The sequence below is a fragment of the Rhodobium orientis genome (assembly GCF_003258835.1).
GTDB lineage: Bacteria > Pseudomonadota > Alphaproteobacteria > Rhizobiales > Rhodobiaceae > Rhodobium > Rhodobium orientis.
Genome location: NZ_NPEV01000009.1, coordinates 107,241 through 121,422, shown reverse-complemented (window position 1 = coordinate 121,422; position 14,182 = coordinate 107,241). Strand labels below are relative to the sequence as shown.

Below are 14,182 nucleotides of genomic sequence, written 5' to 3'. Positions count from 1 at the left end.
CGGTGGCCGTTGAACGTCTGGATCCGGCCCTCAAGGGGCCAGTCGCCGACCTTGTGGGCCGGCGCGGTGATCCGGGTGATCCGGTAGCCGCCGCCGAACGTCGTCGCGACGGCCGCGGAGATCGCCGCCAGGTGATGCGGCGGCACGCCCGGCGTTGCCGCCGCAACGGCCGGCTGTGCCGGCTTTGCGGCTTCGGCCTTTGCGCCCCGGGTAAAGAACAGGCCGATGAGCGCACAGGCGGCCCAGATCAGCGCCAGCACCAGCATGACGACGCTGAACCCCGTGCCGATCATTTCCAGATTTTCCAGCATGGAGCCTGCCCCGTTCGCCTAAAGCGGAATGTTGCCGTGCTTCTTCGGCGGCCGCGTCTCGCGCTTCGACAACAGCCCCCTGAGCGTCAGCGCGATGGAAGAGCGCGTCTGGCGCGGCTGGATGATGTCGGAGACGAACAGCATGCCGGCCGAAAGATAGGGCGAGGCGAACTGGGCGCGGTATTCGTCCGCCAGCTCCGTTGCCCGCGCGTGACGATCCTCCGCAGCCGCAAGGTCCTTGCGGTAGAGGATGTTGACGGCCCCTTCCGCGCCCATCACGGCGATTTCCGCGCTCGGCCAGGCAAGCACCCGATCGGCGCCCATATCCTGGCTGCACATGGCGAGATAGGCCCCGCCATAGGCCTTGCGCATGATGACGGTGATCTTCGGCACCGTCGCCGAGGCATAGGCAAACAGCATCTTGGCGCCGTGGCGGATGATGCCCCGCCGCTCCTCCGTGATGCCCGGCAGGAAGCCGGGCACGTCGACGAGGTTGATGAGCGGGATGTTGAAGACGTTGCAGAAGCGCACGAACCGCGCCGCCTTGTCGCTGGCGTCGATATCGAGCGTGCCGGCCTTCACCGTCGGCTGGTTGGAGACGAAGCCGACGACGACACCGCCGATGCGCCCGAAGCCGACGACGATGTTCGCGGCAAAGCGGGCCATCACTTCCATGAAGTCGCCGTCATCGGCGAGCCGCGCAATCACCTCGCGGCAGTCAAACGGGGTCTTCGGGTTCTCCGGGATCAGGTCGTCGAGTGCGGGATCGTCGGCAATCGACAGGTTCGGGTCGATATGGTGCGGCGGGTCCATCATGTTGTTGGACGGCAGGAAGGAGAGCAGCCGGTGGACGATGCGCACCGCATCGGCGTCGTCCTCGGCGATGAAATGGATGTTGCCGGAGACCGAGGCATGGGCCTCGGCCGAGCCGATCTCCTCCATGGTCGTGACCTGGCCGGTGACGGCGCGGATCACCTCCGGCCCGCAGATGAACATCTGCGCGTGCTCGCGGGTCATGATCAGGAAGTCGGTGAGCGCCGGGCTGTAGGCCGCGCCGCCGGCGCACGGGCCGGCAATGACGGAGATCTGCGGCACGACGCCGGAGAGCTGGACGTTGCGATAGAACACCTGGCCATAGGCGGCAAGCGCCCCGACGCCCTCCTGGATGCGCGCGCCGCCGGAATCGTTGAAGCCGACGACGGGAACGCCGGCTTTCGCCGCATGGTCGAGGGTGTGGCAGATCTTCTTGGAGTGGATATCGCCGAGCGAGCCGCCGGCAACGCCGAAATCCTGGGAGAAGGCCGCGACCGGCCGGCCGTCGACGAAGCCGGTGCCGGTGATCACCGCATCGGTCGGGATCGACTTCTTCTCCATGCCGAAATGGCGCGTGTTGTGCTGGGCGTGGAGGCCGAACTCCTGGAAGGTGCCTTCCGAATAAAGCGCTTCGAGCCGCTCGCGCGCGGTCATCCGCCCCTTGGCGTGGCGGCCATCCGCCTTTTCCTTGCCGCCGCCTTCCAGCGCCGCTGTGCGCCGCTTTTCCAACTCGTCCGCGAGAGCCTTGGAAATCGCCATGTCCAATCCGTTTTCTTGGGGCCGCGTCCGGAACGGATGCGGCAGGCGCCCCGGTGGAGGACGGGGCCGTTTCCTCGCGAAGGGCATCTTTCGCAGAGGACCGCGACGGCGCCGGACGGGCGCCATACGCGGCCGCGTGATATTGCCCCATTCAGATAAGGAAATTAATGCGATGTTCTGGCGGCGAGATAAAGGGTCGCGGCCGAAATTTCGACGGCGCAGGAATACTTACATACGTTCGGCTACAGGGTCGGGCGGCGGCGGCCGGCGCCATTCGAAGGCAAGGCCGAAGACGAGCCCGGAAAGATGGGCACCATAGAGCGGGGCCCACAAAAGGCCGGCATTGAAGATCGAGCCGAACTGCCATTCAAAGCCGATCTTCAGGAGATCGCCGAGGAGCACGAGCGGCCAGAACCAGTGCCGCGTGTCGCGCCAGAACGACAGCACCGTTGCCGCAAAGAGCGCGTTGAGCGCGGCCGACAGACCGCAATAGGCGGTGGTTTCAGGGGCAAGGACCACAAGGAACGCCGAGACGGCGGCGACCGCCCCCGCCATCAGCGCGGCATAGCGGCCCCGCGAGGCCTCCGACGTCTCGTAGACCGCACCGAGCATCAGAAAGGCACCGGCATTGAAGAAAAGATGCCGGCCATCGAGATGGACGAGATGGCCGGTGAGGAGCCGGTAGAGCGCGCCGTCGAAGACCAGCACACGGTCGTAGACCAGCGCCTCCGGCGCGCCCCCGAAAAACGCAAAGAGGGCAACGAGCAAGGCCGTGCCGGTGACGGTCAGCCACGGCATCCGACGGATGCCGCGGCCGATGGTTGCCTGGCGGTCAGCGAGCGCGGTCATTACGCGCCCCGTGCCTTGCGCCGGCGGGCGAGATAGGCACCGGCGGCGGCCGTTCCCATCAGGCCGAGACCGACGAGGCCGACGTCGCCGGAGCCGCCACCGCCGCCATGGCCGGAGCGCGGCCGGCTGAACATCGGCTTGCTGTGGTCGACGCGGCGCGACGCGGTCTTGCTCGGAGTCGGCTGGCCCTCCGCCGCTTTCGGCGTTGCGACCGGCTGCCGGCGCTGTGCCTGCGCCTTTGCCTCGCGCTTCAGCCGGGCGTCGTTGGTGCGGTCGATGGCGAGCTTCTGGAACACCTCGTCGCGCACCACGATCATTGAGGTGAACGGCGTGACGATGCCGTATTCCCTGGACAGGTCGATCACCGCCTGCTTGGCGTCCGCCCCCTCGGCGAGCATTTCCATCGTCCACATCTCCCGCTCGATGGCGGAAAACGCCCACAGCCGCTCGATTTCCGGATTGCGCACGGCGGTTTCCGGAAAGTCGAACGTCGTGCTGTAGCTGATCGGCTTGCCGGAGAGCTTGGCCGACAGCGTGATGTCGGCCGGGCCCTTGCCCCAGTAATGGCCGAACAGGATGAGCTGCTCGCCGCGATAGAGCGAGCGCACGTCATTGCCGGTCATATCGGCGAGGCGAAGATCGCCGCCGGCCGCATCGAGCTTGACCTTTACGTCATGAAGAGCCGTATGGGTCAGTTTCGACGTCGCCGTCATCAGCGCGCCGACGATGTCGTCGCTGTTGGAGACGTTGAGCGAGGTGCCGCCTGACGCGCGCGTCATGGCGTCGAGCAGCGGCTCGTTGGCGCTGTTGCCCATGACCACGGTGAAAAGGCGGATGTCGGCTGTCTTGATGCGCTCCACGAACCGCTTGCGCTCCGTGACGCCCTCATTGGCCACACCGTCCGTGACGAGGATGACGCCGGCCGGACGATCGGAATCGAGGCCGGAAAGCCCCATGTCGAGCCCGGCAAAGAGGTTGGTGCTGCCGCCGGGCTGCATGTTGCGGACGATGTCGACGGCGCGATTGACCTCCTCGGGCGTTGCCGGCAGGAAGCCGGAGGTCAGCGGATAGGCCGCCTTGTCGAAGGCGACCAGCCGAAACCGGTCCTCCGGCCCCAGCGTGCCGACGGCCTTGGCGACGCCCTCCGCAAGGGTCGCGATCTTGCCCGACATGGAGCCGGACTTGTCGAGCACGAAGACCCAGTCGCGCCCGCCGGTGATCGGCTGGTAGTCGACACCCGGCGTCAGCGTCAGCATATAGGTGCCGCGTACGTCCGGCGCCGCCTTGTAGGCCGTCATGTCGAGGCTGCCGGGAAGCCCGGCCTTTTCCCGCCAGTAGACGATCACGTCGGTGTCGAGCCGCACCGGCTGGACGGTCGGCGCGGCGGGAGCCGTTTCCTCCTCCGTCGCGTTCGCAGCAGTGTTGCCGGCGACAGGCGCCGCCGGCGCCGTGTTGTCGAGATGGACATGCCAGCCGTCGCTGCCGGAGCGGGTGATAACGGCGTTCGGATGGGCCGGCAGGCGCACGGCCTCGACCGGATAGTCGGCCTTCAGCTCAAGATCGAAGGTGAAGCTGCCGGTGACCGTCTCGTTGGCGGTCCAGAAGGAAAGCTTTTCTTCATCGACCCCGCCCTCCTCCAGCGGATAGAGGAAGCGGCCGATGCCGGTGTCGAGATTGACGGGCTGGATGTAGGACAGCCGCACGCGCACGTCCTGACCCGCTCGGACCGGCCAGACCTTCATGTCGAAGGTCTTGTAGTCGTCCTGCTCGGTATAGGCGACCTCGCGGCCGGCCGCTTTTTCCTCACGGTAGATCTCGCGGGCGCGCTGTTTCTCCACCACCTCGCCGGAGACCGGCGCCCCGTCGATCCAATAGGTGAATTCGGCAACGGCCGCCTTCTTCGGCACCGGAAAGGAATAGAGCGCCTCGTCGTCCATGGCGCCGGGATTAGCGAAGGTCTGCTCCACCGTGGTGATGGCGTAGCCGTCGTCCACGACCACGTCGACGTCGTGGTCGACGATGGTAAGCGGCGTGCCGATCCCGTCGGCGGGCGTCAGCAGGCCCGCCGCCTCGGCGCCCGTGCCGGCAAGGGGCGTGGCGAGGGCCGCCAGGACGAGCGCGGACAGGGCGAGAGCGCGGGGTGCCCGCCGCCGCGTCGGCGGCAGGGGCCGGACGACCGGTCCGAAATCGACGGTTCGGGCCGGCGTTTCCTCGCAGACCGTGACCGGGCAATTCGGGTCGTCGTTGGGCTTTCGTTTCAGGCTTGGCATCGTCATCTCCTCGTGAACGATGTTCATAACTTTGGCAGAGAACGTTCTTGTGAACGTTGTTCATACACATAGCAGCCTTGTGAACACCGTTCAAGTATGCGAGGAAGAGGAAATCGGCCGTGGTTAATCCCCGGCCCTTGGACGGCCGGCGCTCCGGTGGAACCCGGCACTGCGCCGCCCTTCGCCATCGCCGCCGGCGGTCGGAAAGACAGGAAAGAATGCCGAAAGCCACCCGCACCCGCATCGACGACCGCGAAGCGCTGAAGAAGCGCTATGTGGAAGAGGCCGGCAAGATCATCGCCACGGAGGGCCTGTCGGCCCTCACCGCGCGCCGTCTCGCCGGCAATCTCGCCGTCGCCGTCGGCACCACCTACAATCTCTTCGCCAATCTCGACGAGATCGTCGTCGCGGTGAACGGCACGACCCTCGACGGTCTGGCCGCGGCCATCGCCGCAAAGCCGTTACCGGCCGAGAGCGTCGAGGCGGCGCTGATCGCGCTGTCAGACCGCTATCTCGGATTCGTCAGAAAGAACCGCAATCTCTGGCAGGCGCTCTTCGAGATGGCCCCGCCCGGCGAGGGCAATGAGGCATTCCCCAACCAGCCCCGCTTCGAGGCGCTCTTTGCCGTCGTCGAGGGCGTGCTCACCCCCCTCTTCCTCCCCGGCGAGGAGGCCGCCCGCGCCCGCTCCGCCCGGGTGCTCTGGGCCGGGCTGCACGGCATTTCGATGCTGGCGCTCGGCCAGCGCCTGGCGCCGCTGGGCGTCGCAACGGCCGAAGACCTCGTTGAGACCCTCGTCTGCTGCCACGTCGCCGGCCTGCGAGCGGACCGCAAGAGTTAGGCCGCCAGCACGGCCGCCGCCCCGTTTTCCCACATTCGAAATGGATTTCTCCGCCCGCCTATTGTATCTGGAATCCAGGCGGCCCCGTAGCTCAGCAGGATAGAGCGCCGGATTCCTAATCCGTAGGTCACAGGTTCGAATCCTGTCGGGGTCACCATTTTTTTGTCCCCCGCCCGATACCGTCCGCACGCGCTACAGTCCGCGCCGGCTCAGGCCACCCTGTCGCGCGGAACGATCCTCAGATGGCTGCCGGTGACGCCGCCGGGAAGGGCGGCGATGCGGTCGGCGACGGCGAGCAGCGCGGCAAGGTCGATGCCCGTGTCGAGACCGCCCTCGTTGAAGGCGAACACCAGATCCTCCGTCGCCGTGTTACCGGTCGCGCCGGGCGCGAAGGGGCAGCCGCCGAGCCCGGCCGCTGCCGTATCGAAAACCCGCACGCCGACGCTCCAGGCGGCGAGCGCATTGGCAACGCCCTGCCCGTAGGTGTCGTGGCCGTGGAAGGCCCAGCCATTGCCGGACGCCGCGCCGATGGCCATCGCCGCGGAAAACCGCGCTGCGACCTCGAACGGATTGGCCCGGCCGGTGGTATCGCAGAGCCCGATTTCCGCCTCCGGCGCGATTGCGGCAACGCTGGCGACCGCGTCGAGGACCGCCGTACGCGGGACAGTCCCGTCGAACGGGCAATCGAAGGACGTGCCGAGATCGACCCGAAGCAGGACCGATGCCGGCAGCGCGGCCTTGACCTTCTCCAGCCCCTCCAGCGACTGAGCCACGCTCTGGCGAACGTTGTTGCGGTTGTGGGTCTCGGAGACGGAAAAGACGTAGACGACTTCCTCGACGCCGGCGGCGAGCGCGTTTTCCGCGCCGCGCACATTCGGCACCAGGGCCGAGAGCCGGGCAGGAACGTCCTTCACGGCGGCGGCGATCTCGGCGATGTCGGCCATCTGCGGGATCGCTTTCGGACTGACGAAGCTGCCGAACTCGATGCGCGGGCAACCGGCATCGGCGAGCGCGCGGATGATCGCGATCTTCTCCGCGGTCGGGAGCGGATCGGCAATCGACTGGAAGCCGTCGCGCGGCGCCACTTCGCAGATCACGGGCCGCATTCGCGGGTTGGCATCAGGCATGTCACGTCCCCCGGCGGTCAAAAATCAGACTTCCTGCAGCTTTTCCTCGCCGTCGCGCCGCCGGTCCGGCCAGAAGACGGCATCTATGGCATTGAGAAGAAACTGGATCGCCAGCATGCCGAAGCCGAGCGGCAACAGGGCATAGGGAAAGACCATCGGCGTGCCGAAGCTCGACGAGACGCGCTCGCCATAGTCGAAGGCCTGGTAGGCGAGCAGGAAGCCGCGCCAGGCCATGATCGAGCAGAAGCCGACGCCGACCAGCCCGATGACGACGTCAAGGACCCTCCGCCCCAGGGGACCGGCCATGTCGGAAAAGAAGGTGATGCGGATATGCGCATCGGTGCGCTGCACGTCCGCCGCGGTCATCGCCGCGACGAAGACGATGAGGAACGTGTTGATTTCCAGCGACCAGGAGGTGGGCGCCGTGAAGACATAGCGCATGAACGCATCGTAGCAGATGGTCACGACCATGAACGCCAGCACGATCTGGCCGGCGATCTGCAGGGTCTTGGTCAGCGTTGCAAAGAACCGTCTCACGGCGCCCTCCCGGTTTTTATTCGGCCTTGCCGAGCGCGAGCGCGATGGCCCGCGCGCCGACATCCTCGCCGACCTCGGAGACCCACTTGGCGCGGACGTCAGCGGCAGCGTCCGTCAGGGTCTGCAGGTCCTCTTTGGACGGCTCGATGATCTCGACGTTCTCCGCCTCGACCATCGGCCAGTACTCATCGGGATAGATGGTGTTGTTGGAATAGGCCGCGCCGTTCTCGTCGAACCAGTCCGCCGCCTCGGTGAAGGCGGCCTTTTCGGCCTCGCCCATGGTCTCCCAGCCGCGGGTGGTGGTGTAGAGGCCGATGCCGTAGGCGGTCATCGGCAGCTTGTAGACGAAGTCGATCTGCTCCTGCAGCGACCGGCCGATGATGGTGGAGATGTTGGCAACGGCCGCATCGACCGTGTTGCGCTGCAGGGCGAGGTAGAGTTCGGAGGACGGGATGCGCACCGCGGCGCCGCCGAAGCCCTCGATCACCTTGGTCGCCTCGAAGCTGACGACGCGGACCTTCTTGCCGCTGAGGTCGGCGATCGAGCGCACCGGCGCGGCCTTCGTCGACCAGATGTATTCCGGCTGCAGGATGTTGCCCATCATGGAGACCATGTAGAGGTCTTCCTTGGCCAGTTCCTCGTTGATGAGGTTGAAGAGCGGGCTGCCCTTCTTCAGCCGGTCCGGATTCTCGTAGAGTTCCTCCACGACGCCCGGAAGCCCGGTGATGCCGAGGATCGGGATCGAGCGGGTGATGTAGCTGGAGGTGTGGAACATGAAGTCGATCGTGCCGGAGCGCAGCGCCGGAAGCTGCTCGTCGGCCTTCAGGAGCTTGCCGCTGTCGTAGTAGTCGACCTTGACGGCGTCGCTGGCATCGAGCCGCTCCACGAAGCCGGCCGAGCCATAGGCGAGCGCCTTGTAGCTCGGCGGCAGGTAGCTGACGCCGGTCATGGTCGTCTCGGCGGCGGCGCGCCCGGCAGTGAGGCCGAACATCGCGGTGCCGCCGACGACGGCGGCGCTGGTCTTCAAAAAGGTTCTGCGTGTCTGGGTCATTCTGTTTTCCTCTCCTTGAATGACAAGTGTTGTGATTGGGAGCCGGGTCACATCAGGCGTGGCAGCCAGAGACTCAGCTCCGGGAACAGGACGAAGACCATCAGCATGGCGAACTGGACGAAGACGAACGGAACGACCGAGCGGATGATTTCCTCGACACTCAGCATCGGGCAGACGGCGCGTAGCGCGTAAAGGTTGAGCCCCACCGGCGGCGTCACCACCGCGATTTCGAGGTTCATGACCAGCACGATGCCGAACCACAACGGGTCGTAGCCCATGGTGGTGATCAGCGGCAGAAGGATCGGCGTGGTGACGACGATCAGCGAGACGGCGTCGACCAGCATGCCGAGGGCGACGAGCGCCAGCATCAGCACCACCAGGATCGCCCAGTCGGGCAGGTTGGTGGCGACCAGCGCCGCGCTGACGGTCTCCGGCACCCTGACGAGGTTGAGGTAGTCGCCGAATATCTTGGCGCAGCCGATGATGAGGAGGATCGCGCCGGAGACCTTCACCGACGCCGCCAGGATCTTCATCAGCTTCTTCAGCGTCAGCACCCGGAAGATCGCGCCGGCGATGAAGAAGGCGCCGGCGGCGCCGAAGGCGGCGGCTTCCGACGGGGTCGCAACGCCGGAATAGATCGCGCCCAGCACGATGAAGACGAGCAGCAGCGCGTGCCAGATGCCGCCGAGCGCGCGCACCCGTTCGCCGAGCGGGGGGATCGGCCCGGTCTCGCGCGGCGCCTCGCTCGGCTTCATCAGGACGCGGACATAGATGTAGGCCGACAGGGCCAGGGCGAGCGCGATGCCCGGCACGATGCCGCCGATGAAGAGATCGCCGACGGAAACGCCCGAGACCGCGCCATAGATGATGAACGGCACGGAGGGCGGGATCAGCATGGCGAGCGCGCCGGAGGAGGCGACGGAGCCGGCCGCCAGCTTGCGCCCGTAGCCGCGCTTCAGCATCTCCGGCACGGCGATGCCGCCAACGGCCGCAACGCCCGCAACGGAGACGCCGGAGACCGCGCCGAAGATCGCAGAGGCGCCGACGGTCGCGATCGCGAGGCCTCCGCGCAGCCATTGCAGCCATAGCGAGGCGGCGCGGAAGAGGTTCTGCCCGACGGGCGTTGCGCCAAGCAGGTTGCCCATCAGGATGAACAGGGGCAGCGCGATCAGCTCGAACGAGTTGAGCTGTCCGAAGAACGAGGTCGGGGCAAAAAAGAAGGCGAGCGGTCCCCGCGCCATCCAGAGGCCGAAAAGGCCGCCGGCGCCCAGCGCGAGAAAGATCGGTGCACCCATGCCGATCAGGCCGATAAGGACGACCCCGACCAGGATAGGTTCGATCATGCGCGCCCGGACCCTTGGTTGTTGTTATGCATGCTGCACTCCTCCCGTTTCTTGTTCCGGCATTCGGTACCGGCGGTTTGCCGACCCGACTTTTGTCAGATTATGCCCGATTGTTCCAGTTCCGCGATCTTTTCCGCTGAATATCCGAGGAGGCCCTGGAGTACCTCCCCGGTGTCGGCGCCGAGCTCAGGCCCCAATCCCCGGATCGTGCCCGGGCTTTCGGAAAGCCGCGGAAAGACGTTCTGCATGGCGAGCGTGCCGCCGTGCCGCGGATCGTCGACCTCTAGGATGCTCCGGCGCGCGGCGAAATGGGGATCGGCCATCATGTCTCGCGCCGTATAGGCAAGGCCGACCGGAACGCCCGCCGCGGCGAGATCCTCGATCATTCTGTCTGCCGCATGCTTGCGGGTCCACTCCGCGATCCGGGCATCGAGCTCTTCGGCGTTCTCGCCGCGGGCGCGGTGGGTCGCATAGCGTGGATCGTCGGCCAGCTCCGGCACCCCCATCACCTGGCACAGCCGGCCGAAGACGGCGTCCTGGTTGGCGCCGATGATCATCTCCTTGCCGTCCCTGGTGGGATAGGCGTTGGAAGGCGCGATGCCCGGCAGCGACGAGCCGTGCCGCTCGCGGATGTGGCCGCCGGCGTCGTATTCGGCGACGATGGATTCCGTCAGGCCAAGCACGCTTTCAAAGATCGAGCTGTCGACCACCTGGCCGCGGCCCGTGACGTGGCGCCGCTCAAGCGCCAGGAGGATGCCCATGGCCGCGTTCATGCCGGCGAGCGAATCGCCCAGCGACAGGCCGATGCGCACCGGCGGGCGATCCGGGTAGCCGCTGATGTGGCGCATGCCGCCCATCGCCTCGCAGACGGAGGCAAAGCCGGCGCGCGCCGCATAGGGCCCGTCCTGGCCGAAGCCGGAGACGCGGGCCATGATCAGCCGCGGATTGATGTCGGACAGCGCCTCGAAGCCGAGCCCCCAGCGCTCCATGGTGCCGGGACGGAAATTCTCGATCAGCACGTCGGCCTCAGCGACGAGGTCGCGCAGCACGTCCTGGCCTTCCGGCGTCCTCAGGTCGAGCGTGACGGAGCGCTTGCCGCGGGCGATGACGGACCACCAGACCGGATCGCCGTTGCGGCCCGGCCGGCCCCATTGGCGCATGACGTCGCCGGTCTTCGGCGGTTCGACCTTGATGACGTCGGCGCCGAAATCGGCGAGCAACTGCCCGCAGAACGGCCCGGCGATAAGCTGTCCCAGTTCGATGACCCGGAGGGAGTCTAGCGGCCCCATGATGCTGGCGTTTCCTTCTTGTCGGTTCGTTTCTTGTGCTGGTTCAAGTGGCAAGGCGCCTGCCCGGCGTCATTGCGCCGACGCGGCCGGCGATCGACGCCGCATCGATGCCGAAATGCCGGTAGAGGTCACCGATGGTGCCGGTCTGGCCAAAGGCCTCGACACCGAGCGGCAGCGTGCGGTGCCCTATGACGGAGCCGAGCCAGGAGAGCGTTGCCGGATGGCCGTCGATGACGGTGGCGATCGCCGCATGGGGCGGCAGGTCGGCGAGCAGCGCCTCGACGCGGGAGCGCGCCTCGGCCTTGCCATTGGTGCGCGCGCGCTGGGCGGCGGTCCAGCCGGCATGCAGCCGGTCGGCCGAGGTGACGGCGAGGACGCCGATGTCGCGGCGGTCGTTGCCGATCATCCCCGCGGCGCGGATCGCTTCGCCGGCAATGGCACCCTGATAGGCGATCACCGCCTCGCAGTTCGGTCCGGGCCTGCGCAGCCAGTAGCCACCGTCGATGACGCCCTGCCGGAAGGCCGCGTCGGTCCGCGCCATCGGCTGTTCCAGCGGATTGGTCGTCAGCCGCAGATAGACGGCGCCGCCGGCGGCGTCGGCAAGCCAGGTGCGCGGGTCCGGCTCGGGCAATCCGCTGCGCTGGATGTGCTCGAACGCCCACTCCATGATGATCGCCAGTTCATCGGCAAAGGCCGGCTCGAACGCAGTCAGCCCCGCCTGGCTCATGCCGATCAGCGGCTGGCCGATCGACTGGTGCGCCCCGCCCTCCGGCGCCAACGTCATGCCCGACGGCGTGCCGACCAGCAGGAACCGGGCGCCCTGGTAGCAGGCGTAGTTGAGGGCATCGAGGGCGCGGGCGACGAACGGATCGTAGACCGTGCCGACAGGGATCAGCCGCCGGCCAAACAGGGAATGGGAGAGGCCGGCGGCGGCAAGCAGCAGGCAGAGATTCATCTCCGCGATGCCGAGCTCGATATGCTGGCCGGCGGGCGAGAATTCCCACTTCGCCGTCGAGGGGATATTGTGCGCCTTGAAGACGTCGGGCCGGGCGCCGCGGGCAAAGAGCCGGCGCCGGTTGACCCAGGGCCCGAGGCTCGTCGTGCCAGTGACGTCCGGGGAGGTCGTCACGATCCGCTCGGCAAGATCGCTGTCGCCCTTGGCAAGCTCGTCGAGGATCTTGCCGAACGCCATCTGGGTGGCGATTTCCCGCTCGCCGGGCACCGCGATCGCCGGCACCGGCAGCACGGCGTCCTGCAGTCGCCGGGGACCGCCCGCAAAGAACGGCACCTTCTTCAGGAAGGCGCGAAGGCTTGAGGGATTCTTCACCGTGGCGAAGGGGTCCCACTCCTTGCCCTCCGGCACGCCCATATGGGCCTGCCACTCGGCCATCTGCTTCGGCGTCATCAGACCGCCGTGATTGTCCTTGTGGCCGGCAATGGGCGTGCCCCAACCCTTAACTGTATAGGCGAGGAAACAAACCGGACGGTCGTGGTCGATGGCGGCGAAGGTGTCGGCCATGGTCTGAACGCAGTTGCCGCCGAGATTCTCCATCAGGTCGGCAAGCTCCGCGTCGGAGCGCCGGTCGATCAGCGCCGAGACGTCGCCCTGGTCGCCAAGGTCCTCCATCAGCCGCTGGCGCCACACCGCGCCGCCCATGAAGGTGAGCGCCGAATATTCGGTGTTCGGGCAGCGGTCGATCCACTCGCGCAGCCGGTCGCCGCCGGGCTCCTCGAAGGCCGCGCGCTGCAGGGCCCCGTATTTGACCTTGACGAGATCCCAGCCGAAGGCGTCGAAGGTCTTTTCGATGCGCTGGAACAGGCCCTCATGGACGATGCCGTCGAGGGACTGGCGATTGTAGTCGATGATCCACCAGGTGTTGCGCAGGTCGTTCTTCCAGCCTTCCTGCAGGCATTCGTAGACGTTGCCCTCGTCGAGCTCGGCGTCGCCGACCAGCGCCACCATCCGCCCCATGGGTCGCTCGCCGCCCCAGGGCTTGGCGGCGATGTAGTCCTGGATCAGCGCGGCAAAGGAGGTGATCGCGACACCGAGGCCGACCGAGCCGGTGGAAAAATCCACATCGTCGACGTCCTTGGTCCGCGACGGATAGGACTGCGCTCCGCCGAAGCCGCGGAACGCCTCCATCTTTTCGCGGGGCAGGTTGCCCATCAGATACTGCATGGCATGGAAGAGCGGCGAGGCGTGCGGCTTGACGGCCACCCGGTCCTCAGGTCGCAGCGCGGAGAAATAGAGCGCCGTCATGATCGAGACCATCGAGGCCGACGACGCCTGGTGCCCGCCGACCTTGATCGCGTCCTCCTTGGGACGGATGTGGTTGGCGTGGTGGATCATCCAGTGCGACAGCCACAACAGCCGCTGCTCGATCGTTTTTAAGTGCGCGACTGCCATGCCGCCTCCCTAGATTGGCAGAAACGATACCGTCGCCATTGAAGGGAAATCTGGCTATCTTAGGCTACAAATCGGCAAATTCAGCCGGCTTCTGTAATCAAATGAGGGGTTTTGTAGTGGAATCCGTCAAGCTGGACGACAGCGACATCCGCATCCTGCGCCGCATCGCTGGCGACGGGCGCATCTCCGTCCAGGCCCTCGGCGATGCGGTGGGCTTGAGCCCGACGCCGGTGGCGCGGCGCCTGAAGCGGCTGGAGGAAGCCGGCATCATCACCGGCTATGCGGCGTTGATCGACGAAGCGGCGCTCGGCTTCGAGACCTCGGTCTTCGTCTCCGTCAAGCTCGACAAGCAGATCGACGACGCGCTGTCCACCTTCGAGGGCGCGGTCGCGGCCTTTCCGGAGGTCGTCGACTGCTGGCTGATGACGGGAAACCGCGACTACCTCTTGCGCGTGGTGGTGCGCAACATGACCGACTTTGAAAAATTCCTCGTCGGCCGACTGACGCGGGTGCAGGGCGTTGCCTCGATCGAATCGTCGATCCCGCTCCGCCGCGTCAAATCCGCCGGTGCCCGGACGCCGTGAGCG

Annotated in this window: 12 protein-coding genes and 1 tRNA gene; 3 read left to right on the top strand and 10 right to left on the bottom strand. The window is 66.7% G+C overall.

Going from position 1 to position 14,182, the window contains the following annotated elements; genetic code table 11:
• The 4 genes from CH339_RS06605 to CH339_RS06590 form a co-directional block, all read right to left on the bottom strand.
• On the bottom strand, positions 1–311 hold a 311-nt coding region (locus tag CH339_RS06605), incomplete at its 3' end, for an OadG family protein (RefSeq protein ID WP_111433539.1).
• A gap of 18 nt (positions 312–329) precedes the next feature.
• The gene (locus CH339_RS06600) at positions 330–1,883 is read right to left on the bottom strand and encodes an acyl-CoA carboxylase subunit beta (protein ID WP_111433538.1); all 1,554 of its coding nucleotides are present in this window, start codon (positions 1,881–1,883) and stop codon (positions 330–332) included.
• Positions 1,884–2,111: 228 nt separating this feature from the next.
• Positions 2,112–2,732: a rhombosortase gene (gene rrtA / locus CH339_RS06595; RefSeq protein ID WP_111433537.1), complete on the bottom strand. Its 621-nt coding sequence runs from the start codon at positions 2,730–2,732 to the stop codon at positions 2,112–2,114.
• Complete coding sequence (locus tag CH339_RS06590) at positions 2,732–5,002, bottom strand: VIT and vWA domain-containing protein (protein ID WP_111433552.1); 2,271 nt, start codon at positions 5,000–5,002, stop codon at positions 2,732–2,734. The genes rrtA and CH339_RS06590 overlap by 1 nt, the downstream gene beginning before the upstream one ends.
• 218 nt (positions 5,003–5,220) lie before the next feature.
• Between CH339_RS06590 and CH339_RS06585 the strand changes: the two genes are divergently transcribed.
• Both CH339_RS06585 and CH339_RS06580 read left to right on the top strand, forming a co-directional pair.
• The gene (locus tag CH339_RS06585; protein WP_111433536.1) at positions 5,221–5,841 is read left to right on the top strand and encodes a WHG domain-containing protein; all 621 of its coding nucleotides are present in this window, start codon (positions 5,221–5,223) and stop codon (positions 5,839–5,841) included.
• A gap of 80 nt (positions 5,842–5,921) precedes the next feature.
• Positions 5,922–5,998 (top strand) — tRNA-Arg (locus CH339_RS06580).
• 52 nt (positions 5,999–6,050) lie between these two features.
• On the opposite strand, the gene CH339_RS06575 is transcribed toward CH339_RS06580, so the two are convergent.
• From CH339_RS06575 to CH339_RS06550, 6 genes are all read right to left on the bottom strand, one after another.
• Positions 6,051–6,968 (bottom strand): hydroxymethylglutaryl-CoA lyase, encoded by a 918-nt coding sequence (locus CH339_RS06575; protein WP_244669185.1) that lies wholly within the window; start codon positions 6,966–6,968, stop codon positions 6,051–6,053.
• Positions 6,969–6,992: 24 nt separating this feature from the next.
• Positions 6,993–7,505: a TRAP transporter small permease gene (locus CH339_RS06570; protein WP_245408105.1), complete on the bottom strand. Its 513-nt coding sequence runs from the start codon at positions 7,503–7,505 to the stop codon at positions 6,993–6,995.
• A 16-nt stretch (positions 7,506–7,521) separates the two neighbouring features.
• Positions 7,522–8,556 (bottom strand): TRAP transporter substrate-binding protein, encoded by a 1,035-nt coding sequence (locus tag CH339_RS06565; protein ID WP_111433533.1) that lies wholly within the window; start codon positions 8,554–8,556, stop codon positions 7,522–7,524.
• Positions 8,557–8,603: 47 nt separating this feature from the next.
• Positions 8,604–9,899: a TRAP transporter large permease gene (locus CH339_RS06560; protein WP_111433532.1), complete on the bottom strand. Its 1,296-nt coding sequence runs from the start codon at positions 9,897–9,899 to the stop codon at positions 8,604–8,606.
• Between the two features lie 95 nt (positions 9,900–9,994).
• Complete coding sequence (locus CH339_RS06555; protein ID WP_111433531.1) at positions 9,995–11,188, bottom strand: CaiB/BaiF CoA transferase family protein; 1,194 nt, start codon at positions 11,186–11,188, stop codon at positions 9,995–9,997.
• 43 nt (positions 11,189–11,231) lie between these two features.
• Entirely contained in the window at positions 11,232–13,595 is a 2,364-nt protein-coding gene (locus CH339_RS06550) for a thiamine pyrophosphate-binding protein (protein ID WP_111433530.1), read from the bottom strand.
• 116 nt (positions 13,596–13,711) lie between these two features.
• On the opposite strand from CH339_RS06550, the gene CH339_RS06545 reads away from it, so the two are divergent.
• Positions 13,712–14,179, top strand: coding sequence for an Lrp/AsnC family transcriptional regulator (locus CH339_RS06545; protein ID WP_245408104.1), 468 nt, complete (start codon positions 13,712–13,714; stop codon positions 14,177–14,179).
• The last annotated feature ends 3 nt before the right edge of the window (positions 14,180–14,182 follow it).